This is a genomic window from Streptomyces sp. A01, assembly GCF_059026195.1.
Genome location: NZ_JBWLKN010000015.1, coordinates 96616 through 111860, shown reverse-complemented (window position 1 = coordinate 111860; position 15245 = coordinate 96616). Strand labels below are relative to the sequence as shown.

General features: G+C 70.9%; 10 protein-coding genes and 1 pseudogene. 3 read left to right on the top strand and 8 right to left on the bottom strand.

Annotated elements, in window-relative coordinates; all coding sequences use genetic code 11:
• Positions 1 to 117 precede the first annotated feature (117 nt).
• From AC5P1B_RS21345 to AC5P1B_RS21335, 3 genes are all read right to left on the bottom strand, one after another.
• Positions 118 to 1443 (bottom strand): wax ester/triacylglycerol synthase domain-containing protein, encoded by a 1326-nt coding sequence (locus tag AC5P1B_RS21345; RefSeq protein WP_493888920.1) that lies wholly within the window; start codon positions 1441 to 1443, stop codon positions 118 to 120.
• Between the two features lie 191 nt (positions 1444 to 1634).
• Positions 1635 to 2216, bottom strand: a complete 582-nt coding sequence (locus AC5P1B_RS21340; protein WP_493888919.1) for a TerD family protein — start codon at positions 2214 to 2216, stop codon at positions 1635 to 1637.
• 558 nt (positions 2217 to 2774) lie between these two features.
• Positions 2775 to 3350: a TerD family protein gene (locus tag AC5P1B_RS21335; RefSeq protein WP_493888918.1), complete on the bottom strand. Its 576-nt coding sequence runs from the start codon at positions 3348 to 3350 to the stop codon at positions 2775 to 2777.
• A gap of 145 nt (positions 3351 to 3495) precedes the next feature.
• Here AC5P1B_RS21335 and AC5P1B_RS21330 point away from each other — a divergent pair, with 145 nt between their 5' ends.
• Both AC5P1B_RS21330 and AC5P1B_RS21325 read left to right on the top strand, forming a co-directional pair.
• Positions 3496 to 3900, top strand: coding sequence for a BlaI/MecI/CopY family transcriptional regulator (locus AC5P1B_RS21330; protein WP_493888917.1), 405 nt, complete (start codon positions 3496 to 3498; stop codon positions 3898 to 3900).
• Positions 3901 to 3904: 4 nt separating this feature from the next.
• Positions 3905 to 4855: a M56 family metallopeptidase gene (locus AC5P1B_RS21325; protein ID WP_493888916.1), complete on the top strand. Its 951-nt coding sequence runs from the start codon at positions 3905 to 3907 to the stop codon at positions 4853 to 4855.
• 235 nt (positions 4856 to 5090) lie between these two features.
• Here AC5P1B_RS21325 and AC5P1B_RS21320 read toward each other — a convergent pair.
• Positions 5091 to 5951, bottom strand: a pseudogene (locus tag AC5P1B_RS21320) (aminotransferase-like domain-containing protein); the annotation flags it as partial.
• Between AC5P1B_RS21320 and AC5P1B_RS21315 the strand changes: the two are divergent.
• Positions 5914 to 6357: a hypothetical protein gene (locus AC5P1B_RS21315; RefSeq protein ID WP_493888915.1), complete on the top strand. Its 444-nt coding sequence runs from the start codon at positions 5914 to 5916 to the stop codon at positions 6355 to 6357. The pseudogene AC5P1B_RS21320 and the gene AC5P1B_RS21315 sit on opposite strands and share 38 nt — an antisense overlap.
• Before the next feature lie 267 nt (positions 6358 to 6624).
• Here AC5P1B_RS21315 and AC5P1B_RS21310 read toward each other — a convergent pair whose 3' ends face one another.
• Genes AC5P1B_RS21310 through AC5P1B_RS21295 form a run of 4 tightly spaced genes read right to left on the bottom strand, consistent with a single transcriptional unit; the run spans position 6625 to position 15072 of the window.
• Positions 6625 to 7896 carry a TIGR02679 family protein gene (locus tag AC5P1B_RS21310; protein WP_493888914.1) on the bottom strand — a complete coding sequence of 424 codons (1272 nt, stop codon included), beginning with the start codon at positions 7894 to 7896 and terminating at the stop codon, positions 6625 to 6627.
• Positions 7893 to 12131: a TIGR02680 family protein gene (locus AC5P1B_RS21305; protein ID WP_493888913.1), complete on the bottom strand. Its 4239-nt coding sequence runs from the start codon at positions 12129 to 12131 to the stop codon at positions 7893 to 7895. Before AC5P1B_RS21305 ends, AC5P1B_RS21310 begins: the two co-directional genes overlap by 4 nt.
• On the bottom strand, positions 12128 to 13453 hold the full coding sequence (locus AC5P1B_RS21300) for a TIGR02678 family protein (protein WP_493888912.1): 1326 nt from the start codon (positions 13451 to 13453) through the stop codon (positions 12128 to 12130). The genes AC5P1B_RS21305 and AC5P1B_RS21300 overlap by 4 nt, the downstream gene beginning before the upstream one ends.
• Complete coding sequence (locus AC5P1B_RS21295; protein WP_493888911.1) at positions 13450 to 15072, bottom strand: TIGR02677 family protein; 1623 nt, start codon at positions 15070 to 15072, stop codon at positions 13450 to 13452. The genes AC5P1B_RS21300 and AC5P1B_RS21295 overlap by 4 nt, the downstream gene beginning before the upstream one ends.
• Between the last annotated feature and the right edge of the window lie 173 nt (positions 15073 to 15245).

The following is a 15245-nucleotide window of genomic DNA, read 5'->3' as shown; positions in this document are numbered from 1 at the left end:
CGAACGGATGCACCGAACGGATGCACCTGCGGATGTACCGAACTGTGGTGTCCGCCTCGCCCTACGACGACGCGTGCCTCTCGCCGTACGACTCGTTCTTCCCGCGTTCTCCCCGCGTCAGGAACTCGCCACGGCCTCCGGAGTGGCGGCGGCAGGGTCAGCCATCGACGACGCGACGAGGGCTTCTCGCCAGTAGTGCGGGAGTTCAGCGAGGTGGGGCAGCCCTTCGTCGTACACCACGGCGCAGCGCACGGTGCCTGCCGCCCGCGTGAACGACACGTACGCGAGAAGCCCTTCGTGTACGTCGTAGAACATGGATGCCGCCGTGAGCGGTGCCCCGAGGCATGTCATCTCCGCGGGGAAGGCGACAGTGCTGGCGGCGACCGGGAACGCGTCGTTCTGGGTCCGCATCAGGTATTCCGCCGACCGGTACGGTGCCGCCTTCATGGCGATGCGGCGCGTGTCGCGTGTCCGGCTCTGCCGGACGGCGGTGGTCTGGCGGCGCAGACGGGCGATGGCGAGATCGAGCCGGTCCGTGGAGCAGGGGAGGGTCAGCCGGTAGCCGACGACGTGATTGCCCGGCGCGTGCCGCTGGCCGGGCTGCCGTGTCGACATGGCGACGAGGACGGGCAGGTCTGGACACAGGGGCGCGCCCGGGTGGTGTTCGCGGCGCCATGTGCGGAACGCCTGGGCGAGCGCGGCCAGGCATACGTCATTGACGCTGGCGCTGGCGCTGGCTCCCCGGCTGTCGGCCAGCTCGCGCAGCCGGGACTCTCCGACGTCCTCGAAGGCCCAGGAGGAGCGACGGGAGGAAGGGGAGGGGGAGGGCGGACGGAAGGGGCGGGAGGGCCGGGATGGGGCTGGGCGGAGTTCGGGCCATGCCCGGTCGCGACGCAACGACCGCAGTACGTCGGAGCCGATCCGCGCCACGCCCGCCGCGGAGGGGCGTAGCGCCGGGTACAGACGGGGACCGTCGACGTCCGTATCGCCCAGGAGCGCGAGCACGGAGTACGCGGCGCCTACGCCGTCCTGCAGCGCGTGGTGAATCCGGAAGCAGAGCCGGAACCGGTCGGAGGAGCGTTCCGCGAGCAGCCAGATGTCCCACATGGGGTGCTCTCCGGACGGCAGCGCGTGGTGCAGCAACTCATCGGTCGCGGCGGCGAGTTCCCGCTGCCCGGCCAGCCCCGTGCGGTGCCGGACGTGGACAGCGGCGTCGAGGCTCTCCTCGCGCGGCCGCCACCGCCGCCGCCTCCCGGCGGGAGCGAGCAGGTTCAACGCGGGCAGGGCGACGGCTCGCGCGAGGATTCTGGCCGCCAGTTCTCCCGGCTCGGGGGCGGGGCCGCGGAAGTCGAGGAAGAATCCCGTGGTCGGCTGGTGCTGCCGGGACAGTGACAGAAAGCCCTGCTCGATCGGCCCGATTCCGTAGCCGGGTGAAGCTTTCATCTACGACCTTTCGCCGGAAACGAACTGATCGAGCAGGGCACGCAGCGTACGCAAACCTCGCAGCGAACCAGGCTACGCAGGCTACGCAGCGAACCGCAGGGCACGCAGGGCAAGCGGTGCACGCGGCGAACGCAGGCCACGCAGCGAAGCAGGGCGAGCGGGGGGAAGCGGAGTCCGCGGCTCGGGGCGGCTTACAGGTGGGAGGAGATGGCCGGCATGAGGTCCTGGAAGGTGCGACCGGTCGCCGGTTCGCCGATGGCGGCCATCTGCCAGCCGTTGTTCGCCCGGTAGACCTTCGCCATGACCTGCGCGGTGGCGGTGCCACCGCCGGTGAGGGTGTAGCGGGCCAGTTCCTGGCCGGTGGTCTCATCGACCAGGCGGCAGAAGGCGTTCTGCACCTCGGCGAAGGTCTGCCCCGTGAAGGAGTTCACGGTGAAGACGATCTGGTCGATGTGGACGGGAACGCGCTGAAGGTCGACGATGATCGATTCGTCGTCGGTGCCGTGGCCCGTGCCGCCGACGAGGTTGTCACCGGTGTGCCGGACCGACCCGTCATCGCTGACAAGGTGCTGGAAGAAGACCACGTCCGTGGGCTTCTTGTCCGCGAAGAGGACGGCAGAGGCGTCCAGGTCGATCTCGCGCGCGGTCAGCCTGGCGAGGAACCCTTTACGGGGCGCGGACTGCCAGCCCAACCCCATCCGCACGACGCTGAGCGCGCCTCCGTCGGACTTGCTCAGGCTGATCTGCTGGCCCTTTGACAGGTTGATACTCATGCGCTGCCCTCTCTGTGGCATCGAACGGTGTGAAGCGCGTGACGTATGGATAGTGCGGATAGTGCGGCATGGCGGGGGTGTGCGTGTGGGGCTGTGGGTGCGTGGGGCCTGTATCGCACAGGAGTACCAAGGGATACCAGGAGTACGCGGTGGCTGTGGAGTACGGCTCGTACAACACAGAAGCTGTGGCGGACCGTGGAGCCGGACTGGCCCGGTCCGATACGGAACGGACTGGCGTCGGACCGAACCAGACCGCGGACCGAACGGGACCGAATCAGACCGGACCGAACGGGAACGGACCGAACGGGAACGGACCGGGCCGAACCGGGCCCGTACCGGGAACGGCGGGCGTGGGCAGCCGCCCACGCCCGCCGTTCCTTCCGGCCGGTGTCTTATGCCTCATTCCGCGCCTCCCGCACCGCCGCTGCCCAGCCAGACCAGCCAGACCAGCCAGACCAGTCAAACGGTCAGACGTGCCAGGCAAGGCGAGCGGGGTGGTCAGAGTGTGGAAAGAGAGCCAGAGCGGACAGGTCGGCCGGGGTCAACGATGCGAGCAGGTCACACGTTGACGCCGAAGTCGGTGGCGATGCCCGCGAGACCGGAGGCGTAGCCCTGGCCGACCGCGCGGAACTTCCACTCCGCGCCGTTTCGGTAGAGCTCACCGAAGACCATCGCGGTCTCGGTGGAGGCGTCCTCGGTCAGGTCGTAGCGCGCGAGCTCGGCGCCGCCGTCCTGGTTGACCACGCGGATGAAGGCGTTCCGCACCTGGCCGAAGCTCTGCCCGCGCGACCCGGCGTCGTGGATGGAGACCGGGAAGACGATCTTGTCGACCTCGGCGGGGACACCCGCGAGGTTGACCTTCACGGACTCGTCGTCGCCTTCGCCCTCACCGGTGAGGTTGTCGCCGGTGTGCTCGACGGAACCGTCGGGGCTCTTGAGGTTGTTGTAGAAGATGAAGTGCTGGTCGGAGAGCACCTTGCCGCTGGTGTTGACCAGCAGTGCGCTGGCATCGAGGTCGAAGTCGGTGCCGGTGGTGCTGCGCGCGTCCCAGCCGAGACCGACGAGAACGGCGGTAAGGCCCGGGGCCTCCTTGCTCAGCGATACGTTGCCGCCCTTTGACAGGGAAACTCCCACGATCTCCTCCTGTTTGTTCGGTGGTGCGAAGGGAAGTAAAAATCTACAACACTGTAGATACTACGGATAGTGGACCCATCGTCCCTCAGTACGATGTGCCGTTGCCCCACGGTGCTGAACGGTACGGGCGAAGGGAGACGGGGTGATGGACACAGACGGCCTGAGCGGGGGTTCGCCTACACGTCGCCGTGGCCAAGGCGAGCTTGAGGCCCAGGTGCTGACCGCCTTGCGTCAGGCGCCCGGCCCGGCCACCGCCACGTGGGTACAGGAACGACTCGGCGGTGATCTCGCCTACACCACAGTGATGACTATCCTCTCCCGTCTGCTCGCCAAGAAGGCCGTAACGCGGGAACGGGCCGGCCGTTCTTTCGTATGGACGGCGGCTTCGGACGAGGCGGGGCTTGCCGCGCTGCGCATGCGCCGGGTCCTGGACGGTGAAGCGGACCGGGAGGCGGTGCTGGCGAGCTTCGTGACGGCGCTGTCCCCCGACGACGAGCACCTGCTGCGCGAGCTGCTTGGCGAAGCGGCCGACGGCGAGCCGGAGGGCTGAGCCCGTGGGTGTCTTCGTCTTCCTCCCCCTCGTACTGCCGCTGACGGCATGGCCGATAGCGCGCCTCGCCGAACAGCATCTGCACCCGCGCAGCGCCACCCGGCTGCTGACGGCGGTGGGTGCCGTCCTGGCCGTGTGCAGCACCCTGTGTCTGGGACTGATCATGGTGGTCGGTACGGCCCAGCTGCCGGGCAACCCGCTGCCCGATGGCTGGTCCGACCCGGAAGTACGCGCAGCCGTCCCGTACGACGAGGTCGCCGGCAAGGCCGCGATTCCGGGGCTCACCGCGGTGGCCGTGGCCTGCGCGGCTGCGGTGTGGCAGCACTACCGGGTGCGGCGGCGCGCGGAGACGGCGCTCACAGGTCTCCCCGACGCGGGGCTGACGGTGCTGCCCGACGACACGCCCTACGCCTACGCGCTGCCCGGCCGCCGCTCGGGCCGCGTCGTCGTGTCCACGGCGATGCTGTCCCGTCTCGGCACCCGCGAGCGCGAGGCCCTGATCGCCCATGAGCGCGTCCACCTCACCGCGCGGCATCACCGCTATCTGCTGGCGGCGCAACTCGCCGCGCGCGCTCACCCCTTGTTGCGCCCGCTGCGCACCGCCGTGGCGTACGGCGCGGAACGCTGGGCCGACGAGGAGGCGGCGGGCGCGATAGGAGACCGCCGTGTGATGGCCCGCGCTGTAGGCAAGGCCGCCCTGCTCACCCCGGGCGCGCCGGGCACCCTCGCCGCCCCCGCCACGACACTGGCCGGCTTCGCGACCCCGGGCCCCGTCCCCCGCCGGGTCAAGGCCCTGCTAGGCCCGACGCCACCCGCTCGGAGCTGGCCCCCGGCCCGTACGACAGCGGGCGTGGCCGCGTGGATCGCCGCCGCGGGAGCCACCGCCTCCGCCCTCTCCTCAGCGAACGCCGCCGTCGCCCTGATCGTCGTCCTGCACGCCGCGACCCCGCTGTGAGGCGGGGCAGCCGAGGCGGCGGGGGTTGCACCGCCCAGGCGGTGCGTTTCGCCCGTAGACCGCCCCGTAGACCGCCCCGTAGATCGCCCGGTAGACCGCCCAGTGACCGTGGTGGCGGGCGGCCGGACAAGGCAACGGCCAGGGCTCTGAGTGGTGTTGTGTCCATGCCTGAGAACACGCCGACCAGTTCTGCGGCGATCGACAGATACGCGCCGCACACCGCACGCCGCACGCCTTACGCCTCCCTCGGGCCGAGGTCCGCGAGCGCGGCTCCCAGCCGACGTGCGCCTTCGGTCAGCTCGGTGTGATCGGTCGTCGCGGCGAACCCGATACGCAGGTGAGCCGCCGGCGGCTCGGTGGCGAAGTAGCGGCTGCCGGCGCTCACCGCGACGCCGCGTTGCCGGGCGGCGCTGGTGAGGACGGTGTCGTCCACCCCGGACGGCAGACGAATCCACAGGTGCAGTCCGCCCGCAGGCAGCCCCGCCAAGCTCGCGCCGGGGATCTCCCGGGCGACTGCGGCGGCCAGCACGGCGCACCGCTCCCGCAGGGCCGTACCGAGAGAGCGGACGTGCCGGTCCCAGGACGGGGAGCTGAGCACCTCCAGCGCGGCTTCCTGGAGCGGGCGGGTGACGAAGAGGTCGTCGACCAGACGCACCGACCGCATGCGCTCCATGACCGGTCCGCGGGCTACCAGCGCCCCGATCCGCAGGCTCGGTGAGGCGGGTTTGGTGAGTGAGGTGACGTGGACGACTGTGCCGTCGCGGTCGTCGGCGACCAGCGGCCGCGGCACGGTGCCGCCGTGTCCCAGGTGCCGCGCGAAGTCGTCCTCAAGCACGAACGCGCCCGAGGCGCGCGCCACATCGAGGATCTGGCGGCGCCGTTCGGGCGCCAGCACGGTGCCGGTCGGGTTCTGGAAGGCCGGCTGGCAGTACAGCAGTCGCGCGCCGGTCATCGCGAACGCGTCGGCCAGCATGTCGGGCCGCAGGCCGTCGGCGTCGAGGGGGACGGGGACTGGCCGCAGCCCTGCGGCGCGGGCGGCGGCCGGGGCCCGGGGATAGGTGGGGGACTCCACCAGGACCGGGCTGCCGGGCCAGGCCGCGTCGAGCGGCGAAGGCGAGCCGACCGCCGGCGGAGGCGACGCGCTGCACGCCGCGACGCGAATCGTCGGTCAGTCCGAGAACTGGCTGGGCCTTCGCCAGGTAGTACGTGGCCAGTTCGACCAGGCCATCGGGGAGCGGCTCCGAGGCAAGGACGGCCGAGGGTCGATCGGCTCTGCGTTCACGGTGTTCGTGCTGGCGACGAGCGATGGCGCTGAGTGTTTCCACCAGGGCATCCGCAGCAGTCCGCAGGCCGTCCGACGACGTGTCATCGGCGGCGGAGAGTGCCAGCGGTTCCCCTATGGAGTCTCCTGCGTACTGGAACGCGTCGTCGGCGAGCCAGTCGAGAGTCGGCCAGGCGGGAGCAGTCGCGAGAGCGTGCACAGACTGGCTCCGCTCGCGTAACGCCTTGATGAGTGCTCCGGCCCCATGGCCGAGCGCGCCCCCGACGGTGCCGGGCAGGAGCAGGGCTTGGGCGACGTCACTGAGGGCGGACTGCATCTGCTGGGGCAGGGCGGCAGCGGCGCTGAAGCGGCTCAGCAGTCCGCCCCGGCGCAGGTAGTCCTCGATCCTCGATGGATTCGCCAGGGCGGTTGTGCTCCCAGTAGCGGCGCAGAGCGAGGTCGAAGGCGGGCATGGGCCGACCGAGCGCGGCTACAGCGAGGCGGATGGCTACATCCGGTGTGACAGGTCATCCACCAGGAGTTCAAGGGTCGCCTCCTCATGGAGCGCGACGCCGAGGGCGGCCATGGCAGGAGCGAGATCCGGGTCCCAGTCCGCGCTGACCGGCTGGCCGTCGAGCGCCAGTTGAGGGATGCCCTCAGCCTGACTGCGAGCGGCCAGGTGTTCGTAGTCCGCGGTGCCCATGCGCCACGGCAGGGCTTCGTAGCGGCGGATGACCCGGTTGGCCAGAGCGATCCCCGGCCAGTCGAAGTCGCCGTGGTACGTGAAGCGGCAGCCCGTGGCGGCGAGGGTGTCGAGAAGCGTGAAGACCACCGTGGCGGCGCTGCCGGACGTGCAGACCAGGGGCTGTGCGCAGGCCGCGTCTGCCGCGGCTTCCACCACGCGCGGGTTCTCACAGATGTGGATGAGCGTGCCAGCGGGGAGTTGCAGCCGCAGAGTGTGCAGGTCGCGCGGTGTGAGGTGGGCCTCGGCGTGATGCTCGGCCCGTTCCCGTAGGCCACGCTCCTGCCAGTCCTCGCCTTCTGGGCATAGCCCGTAGGTCAGCACCGTGCTGGAGACCTCATCCGGTGTGACGGACACCAGTCGCCACAGAGCGCGTCGACCGGCCGCGTCGTCGGGGAACTCGGTGCCATGGGCGAGGGCGACACCGCGTTGGACCAGGCGTGCGAGCCAGGTGCCGTCGTCCAGGCCGTGCGCGGAGCCGGTCGCCATGGCGGCGAGTTCTCCTCGGCCGAGTGCGCCGCCCCGCTCGGGTCCAAGGAGAGCGGTGAGGACTTGGACCGCCTGCTGGAGTGTCCATATCGCCGTTTCGGGCGCCACTCCTCTCGGAACGCCGGCACGGCGCAACAGGTCGTACCACTGCCGGGGCCACTCCTGGTCGGCGAGTGAGGAGGCGTCCAGTGACGAAGAGAGGGACGACCACACCTGCTCCCGCCGTGCCGCCGCGTCCGCGCGGGCGGCACGGCGGTCGGTGAGTGGCGGGCCGAGTTCCTCCAGGGTCTGTCTGAGGCCGAGCCCGGCAGCCGAGGCGCGTAGCCGTGCGTCGAGCATGTCGAGTCGTACGGTCACGGTGGTACCTGTGAGGGGTTTGCCCAGCAGGAGAGACAGGTCGTTGCGTTCCTGGGCGTTCATCGCGGTCAGCCGGAGCGAACCCGTGGCCTGCACGCCGTTACTCTCCAGGCGTGTACGTACCCCCTCCCAGAGCCGGGTGAGCCCAGGGCCCGCCAGCCAGTCGCGCGTCGCGGAGGGCAGCCCGCTCACACGGACACCAGACGCCGGTGCCGACCGTTCCAGGTGTAGTGCAGCGTGGCTACCCCGCGCACATGGGGATCACGGAGGCACTCGTAGATGTGCAGGGACGGAACCTCGGGCCAGTTGCCCATGAGCCGCTCGCTGGTGAGGACGAAGTCGAGATCGAGGTCGACGAGAATACGGCCCAACCGGCCATGGGTGGGTTCGTCGACCTTTGCGAAGGCGTCGTCCAGGAGGATCAGCCGCGGCGCGTGCGGTGCCGACTCGGCGAGGCTGGTGAAGTGGGCGGCAGCCGCGGCAAAGAGCACGAGGTAGGAGAGCACCCGCTGTTCGCCCTGGCTGAGACCGGTCCGGCCGGTCAGTTTCCGACGGCGGCCTGGGGCCGCGTCCTCGACCACGAAGGTGTGGAAGCGGAACCAGTCGCGGTAGTCCAGCGCGGTCCGCAGATGGGCGGCGTAACCGGCTGACGGGTCGGCACGACGGGCGTCCTCGATCCGGCGTTGCAGTACCTCGCGGAGCTGCTCGGTCTGCTCGCGCGTCCTGAGGCTCGACGGACTGCGCAGCAGGTCGACGGCTGCCCGCACGTCCGCGTCCACGTCCTCGTCCAGCTTCCACAGCAGCTCGACGCCGAGACCGTGGGATGTTCGTACGGTCCGCAGGGTGTCGTTGAGAGCCGCGACCAGGTTCGCCGCGGTGATGACCTGCGCCGAGAGGTGGTCGCCGAGCTCGCCGGTCAGGAATCGCTGGAAGACCTCAGGTTCGCGCTCGGTGAGCCGTCCCCGGGCCTCCGCTGCCTGGACCGCGATCCGCTCGCCCACGGCCGCGACGTCATGGGACCCGTGGTCGTCGACCAGGCGGCACACCTTGATCCCGTCGCGCTCCTCCAGCTGTGCGTCGAATCCGCCGGCCAGCTGGTCGCGCAGCTCGGTGTGGCGGTTGAGCAGAGTGCTGTCCGATACCTCGTCCTTCGGGCGGCCGAGGGCCTGTTCCACGGCGTCGGCGAGTGCCCGCAGTGCTCGCAGACGGCTGCGGACGTCCGTGCCGGGATCGTCCGCCATGTACTCGGGCAGCGAGGACCGGTCCAGCCCGGCGCCGCGTACCACCTCGGGTCGGCTGAGAGCACCGCGAAGGGCGTTGCCGGTGTCGATGACCGCCGCCTCCTGGTCCACCAGGTTCCCGCGCAGGCGCTTCTCGTCCTCTTCCGCGCGCACGCGCAGGTCATGGAGTTCGTCGCGGGCTCGTTGTGCCGCGGGGAGGGCGTGGACGGCGTTCGCGATGCGCTGCTTGGTCTCCTGCTCGCGGGTGAGGATCTCCTCCTCGGACGCCCCGATGGCCTCCTCGCGGGTGCGCAGGTCCTGCTCAGCGGTGCGCAGTCCGGCGAGGTGGAGCCGGTAGCTCTCGTCCGCGGCCAGGCGATCCTCTCGGGCGCGTCCGTACCGGTCGGCATCGGCCTGGTTCGCGCCAAGCCTCTCGCCCGTGCCGCCGACGGCCCGGCGTAGATGCCCGATACCGCTGAGCAGGGCAGCCAGCGCGGTGCGTACGCGGTCCAGGGTGACGGGATCGCCGGGCAGGTCGTGGGCGGTCGCGGTGGCGTCCGCCTCGGCACGCGCCGATACCGCGAGAGCGCGGGCCTCCTCGGCCAGCCGTGCCACCCGGGTCGCCTTGGCGGTCAGGTCACGCAGCGTCCTCTCTGCTGATTCGGTCCTGCTCCACGCGTCCGCGAGACTCCGTGCTCTGGGGAAGTCCCGTTCCGCGAGCGTGAGAGCCCGACGCATGGCATCGGCTACGGCGAGTTCCTTGCGGACGTCGGCCAGCCGCTGTTTCGTCTGTGCGATCCGCTCCTCCAGCTCGGCGAGGATGCGTCGCCGGGTCTCGGCGCGTACGGCGGCCCCCACGTACTCGGTCTCGCCCTTGTCGTGACGGCCGCTGAGCACGCCCAGACGCCAACCGCCGTCGTAGGACACCGCGTTGTGGGCGGAGGTCTCCTGTGCCGGTGCGAGTGCGATGGTGGCCAGTAGATGCCCCACCTGCTCGGACGTGACGCCGCAATCCGGTTCGGGGGCCGGGCGCAGGGCCGAGGCGAGAGTCGGCCCCTCGGAGAGCACGGGACCCGGCTGGAGAAGTGTGTCCCGGGTGCGCGGATCGAGAAGGACGCCGTGCGCACCCACCCACGCGTCCAGGATCCCACTCGCCTCCAGCGCCCCTTCCAGACCGGCCCGGTCGGCCGGAACCAGGTCGTCCGCGAAGTCCACGAGCCGGTAGAAGGGCGCTCCGCTGCCCGGCGTCCGCTCGGCGACGCGATGACGCGGGGCCGTTGGCTCAGGGTCGGTACGTTGCTCCCAGTCCCGCTTCTGCTCCGCCAGGCGGTCGAGTTCCTCGCCGAGCTGGCTGACGCCGAGTGCCAGGGCGTCCCGGCATCCGGTGAGTTCCTCGCCGTACGGCTCCAACGCGGCCTGAGCGGTCCGCCACGCCTGGCTGTCGATGTCGGGTGGAAGCGTGCGGTCCGCGAACAGCGCGTCGGCGGAGGTCTCGCAGCCGACCGAGGCGTGGACGGCGTTCAGTGTCGGGCAGTCGGGACCCAGCGCGGTCCGCGTGTGCGCCGCCCACTCGGCGACATGGCGGGCGTAGGCGCCGCTCTCCTCAGCGACCTTGTGACGACTGCCGTCGAGATGGCCGGCAGCCTCTTCCGCCTCGCCCTCCACCCGTTCCCGCTCGGCATCGGCCTGCGCCGCCCCGGTCCGGGCCTCGTCCGATCGTGAGATGAGGCGGGTCACCTCCTGAACCATCCGGGCCCGGTTTCTCGCGACCGCCTCGGCGTCCTCCAACTGGTTCTGCCAGGACCGCAGCCCTTCCCGGGTCGCGGCCGTGTCCACGTGGGCCACCGACCGGTGCCGTACGGTGCGCGTCTCCCCGTCCGGAGTCGTCAGCTCAGTCTCGGTGGCCGGGGCGAGAACCGTGCGCGGCAGGGCCACCGCCTCACCGAGATGGCCGGTGGGAAGCCCGGCCCTCTCCGCCTGCGTCAGCAGCTCCCGGTGTTCGGTTCCCAGCTCGGCCAGCCGGCTTCCGAGGTGTTCGACACCTTCGGCCAGCCGCTCCGCCGAGCTCTCCTCCGCGGCGTGTGCGTTCCGCAGGGTGGTGAACGCGGCCACGGCGGCGGTGTGCAGCGCCTCCACCGTGCCGCGGCGCTCCGACAGTTCGCGCAGGCTGCGGTAGGCGTGACTGGCATGCAGGGCGGCCAGGTCGGTCCGGGCGGCCTGTTCCTCCTCGCGCAGGGTCTCCAGTCGGCCCTCCGACTCCTCCTCCTGCGTCCTCAGGTCGCTCGTCCGCTGTGCGGCGCCTCCGGCCGCCCGGCGCCGCTGTGCGAGGACGCCCAGCTCGTGGCTCACTCTCTGCGCGGAGGTGCGCAGGACTCCGGCCAGGTACCCGCGGTAACTGGTGAGGAACGTGCGCAAGGCCGCGTCGGTGCGTTCCAGGCGGCCGAGTTCGTCCCGTACGGCATCGAGGTCGTGGAGGTTGCGCGCCACCTTCTCGACCACGTCCTCGTCGAGCCCCGGCAGGGTCTCGCTGAGCAGGGCGGCCAGGCCCCCGTGTTCGATGCGGTCCCCGACCGTCGGGCGCCGCAGCCGGTGGAGGAGCTGGGTGAGGTTGCGGTAGCGCGTCGCGTCGGTGATGCCGAACAGTTCCCGGGCCACACGGGAGCGATGCAGGACCGCACGTTCGGTCGCGTTGTCGGAGCCGACGATCTCCTTGAGCCGGTCGACCGGCAGCGGCTTACCGGCCTCGACCAGGTGCAGGTCCTCACCGATCCGCAGCGGGGTGACGAAGAACGTCGGCAGCGCCTTCTGCGTCGACTTCGAAGCACGGATGGCGGCACCGAGCGTCAGGTGGCGATGGCCGCCGTCGTCGGCCGTGCCCCGGAACTCCACCCACAGGTACCCGAGACGGTTGGTCTGCTCGAAACCGTCCAGCATCAGCCAGGCGAGCGTTGTGCGGCCGGTGCCTGTCGCGTCCAGTGCCCGGGAGTCGCCGTCCAGAAGATACGGGAGCAGCATCTCCAGGGCCTTGGACTTGCCCGCGCCGTTCTTGCCGCGCAGCAGCAGCCGTCCGTCGCCGAGGGAGAACTCCTGCTCGTCGTACTGCCAGACGTTCTGAATGCCCGCCCGGTGCAGCCGGAAGCGGGCGCCGGTGGTCATCGCGGGGCCAGAACGCGGCAGTGGAACGAGGCCACGCGCGTCGGTGGTCATAGCGGCAACTCCTCTTGTACGTCCGTGCCTTTGCCGGCTGCGGTGGCCAGGCGCACGGTGACGTGGGTGGCGTAGCGGGCGGCTGCGGCCAGCAGCACCCAGCCGTTACCGCCGGGCCGTGCGCCATGGACATCGGTCACCGTGCGTCCTTCCGGCGCCTCTTCGACGTATCCCTCCGGCAGCCCTTCTCCCTCTGCGCGCAGCCGCCCGGTGCGGGTCATCAGCCGCATCCGGACCAGCAGGTCCAATACGGCCTCTCGCAAGGAGGGAAGGTCCTCCAGGTAGCCGCGTTGCCAGTTGCTGCGCTGCCCGTACTCGGCGATCAGCCCGGCCAGCACCTCATCCACCAAGCCGTCCGGGACAGCCACCCCGATGACGAGCGTCCCGCCGGTCGCCGGGTGCCCCGGCTCCTGCGGCCGAAGCTGTTCCACGAGCCGTTCCGCCAGCAGCAGCGCGGCCTGTGCGACGGTCCCGGTGCCCGGCAGGTGCAGATCCGTCAGCTCCTCCTCGGGGTCCACCAGCGCCACGCCCTCGGCACGGATCTCCATCTCCAGGCCCAGGAGTTCGGAGAGAGCCTGGGCTTCCCGGCGCTGCCGGGTGCGCAGCCAGTCGCGCTCGGCGTCGGTCAGCTCGTCGAGGTGGACGATGGGCGTCTCGACGAGCATCCGACGCACATAGGTGCGAGGTCCGCCGAACCCCGGGTCCGCTGCCCGCCGGACCAGGTCGGCGCCGTCCCGGGCCTGTGCGAGCGGGCCGGCGACGACCACGCGTGCCAGCTCCCGATCCACCGTGATCAGGGCCTCTCCGCCCGCGTCCTGCGCGATCGCGGCCACATGGCCCTCGGTCTCGATGAGCACGCCCCAATCGACCAACTGGCGCAGAGCCGCGACCAGGGTCCGTTTCCCGGCCACCCGGCCCGTCTCCGCCAGCTCGATCCCCGCGTCGGCCGCGGCGGCCCTGATGTCGGCGACCAGCTGCGACAGCAGCATCTGCTCGGGCGCGGTCACCAGCACGGACAGGGCCAGGGCGAGGCAGGCGTACGTGTGTGGGGCGAAGGGGGTGCCGGTGGAGCGCTCCAGCCGGTGTCCCGAGCCCGCCCCCAGCCCCGCCTTGAACAGCCGGGCGTAGGAGCTGTCGACCAGCAGGCGGTAGCCGAGCACCTGCTGGAACCGTTTGCCCAGCCAGTCGGCGTGCCTGCGGATGAGCGGGAAGAGGTCGGCGTGGGGGCCGTCCGACGCGACCAGGGGGTGGGCGAGCAGTAGCCGGGCGGCGGTACGGCGCTCGGCCGCCAGGGCCACGTCGTGAGACGAGGGAAGGGTCATGACACGCTCGCCTCCGCTTCGCCGTCGACCGTGGCGGAGATACGACCGATGTCCAGCTCCAGGTCGTCCAGCAACAGGTCACCGTCGGCCGAGTACAGCACCGTCCGCGTGCCCGGCGTCCGGCGCACGGTGAGCCGGATACGCAGTTCGGCTTCTTCGCTGCTGGCCGAGTCGAGGTCGAACCCCGCTGTCCTCTCCCCGTCCGTGCTGACGTGCCTGCTGAGCCGCGCGTTTCCGAGTGCCGTGGCCAGCAGCTCCAGGAGCAGGCCGAGCGCCGCCGAGGTGAGGCGTACCTCAGCGAACCTGCCGGACGCGCTGCGCAGTTCGTCCGCCGCCGCTGCTCTGGCCGCCGCCCGCTGACGGGCGGCCTCCCGCAGTCGCTGCTTCTGCGCGGAGTGGTCCTCCACCGCGGACGCCCGGCCCCGCTGGGCGCGGCTGCCCCTCTCACGCAGGGCCACCGGTACCTCGACCACCGGCCCTGTCCACCAACTCGTATAGGCGGGCACCACCTCGTCGGTGGCCGGAGGTATGCCCAGATGGCGGGCGCCGTACAGTCCGAAGGCAGCGACGGCGATGTCGTGTGCGTCCTGCGGCGCCGCTTCGTCGAACCAGCGGGCCAGCCGCAGCAGATCCTTGCGCCGGGACATCTCCCCGGTGGCCGACCGCAGCATCCGCTTGGCATTGGCGAGCAGCGACTGCAACGCGCGCAGCGTGGCGTCCCGCAGCTGGTCGACCTGGCTGCCCTGACCGTCGGTGTCCCTGAACCAGCCGCGCAGGCCCTCCCAGTCCGCGAGCTCGCGGCCCCGGCTGCGCTGGACCCGGATCTCCATGCGGTTCTCGCCCTGCGGAGACAGCCCGGCAAGTCCCTGGGCATGGGTGTCCAGTCGGTCCAGCAGGGCCGGGATGTGCGGCCACAGGGTGTCCAAAGCCCCCGAGATACGGGGCGCGCGGAACGCCACGTCCTCCGTGATCGCCTCGACGTAGTCCAGGAGGAGTTCCTTGAAGCCCTGGTACTCGGCACTGTCCAGGTCGTAGCGGGACAGCACCTGGCCGAGGTAGGCGTAGAAGTCGCGTATGGAGTCCGCGAACTCGGTGAACTGCACGAACAGCGTGCTGATCCGCTCCAGCCCGTTCTGTGGCTCGATGCCGCCCGGCGCGGTCACGAGGTCGGCCAGCTCCCGCAGTCCGCGCTCGACCAGTGCCAGAAGTTCGTTGCTCACCTCGCGGGCGGCGTCGGCCTCGGCCAGGACCCCGTCGGCGTCTCGCTGGATGCGTTCGCCCAGTTTCGACAGCTGGTAGCGCGCGCGGGAACGCTGGTACTCGCTGATGCTGGACGCCTTTACCGTGTGGCTGCTGCGCAGCAGATTTCCCCACTGCACCAGCTGTTCCAGCCGGACCGTGAGGGTGTCGGCGTCGAGCCCTGAGGCGGAACCATCAGCCTGGCGCAGCTTCGCCATGATGTCCGGGACGGCGAGATCCGCCAGCAGCGTTCCGCAGAAGATCCGCATGATCGCGACGTGTTCCAGCCGCTCCGGCGCGCTGAGGTACGTGTACGCGTCCAGTCGCCGACGCGCCTCCTCGTCGGCGTCGTGAGCTGCGCCGGATGCGGAAACCTCCATACCCGTGAGGTTACGCGGCGCATCCGGGCGCCGCCGGTGGGCGGCCGAAAATGCCATGGATGTGTGCTGGCCTGTGGCGATTACTGTGGCAGCGGCGTATGCGGCATGCGGGCGTCCGGCGTCCCCGGCTCACCCTGAATGGGCCCTTCGGTTTCTGTGCTGAGTGGCCTCTA

Excerpts from the sequence above, each read along its gene's own strand:
- AC5P1B_RS21340 (WP_493888919.1), bottom strand. The coding sequence starts at position 2,216 with ATGAGTATCAACCTGTCAAAGGGCCAGCAGATCAGCCTGAGCAAGTCC.
- AC5P1B_RS21295 (WP_493888911.1), bottom strand. The coding sequence starts at position 15,072 with ATGGAGGTTTCCGCATCCGGCGCAGCTCACGACGCCGACGAGGAGGCG.
- AC5P1B_RS21330 (WP_493888917.1), top strand. The coding sequence starts at position 3,496 with ATGGACACAGACGGCCTGAGCGGGGGTTCGCCTACACGTCGCCGTGGC.
- AC5P1B_RS21300 (WP_493888912.1), bottom strand. The coding sequence starts at position 13,453 with ATGACCCTTCCCTCGTCTCACGACGTGGCCCTGGCGGCCGAGCGCCGT.
- AC5P1B_RS21345 (WP_493888920.1), bottom strand. The coding sequence starts at position 1,443 with ATGAAAGCTTCACCCGGCTACGGAATCGGGCCGATCGAGCAGGGCTTT.
- AC5P1B_RS21305 (WP_493888913.1), bottom strand. The coding sequence starts at position 12,131 with ATGACCACCGACGCGCGTGGCCTCGTTCCACTGCCGCGTTCTGGCCCC.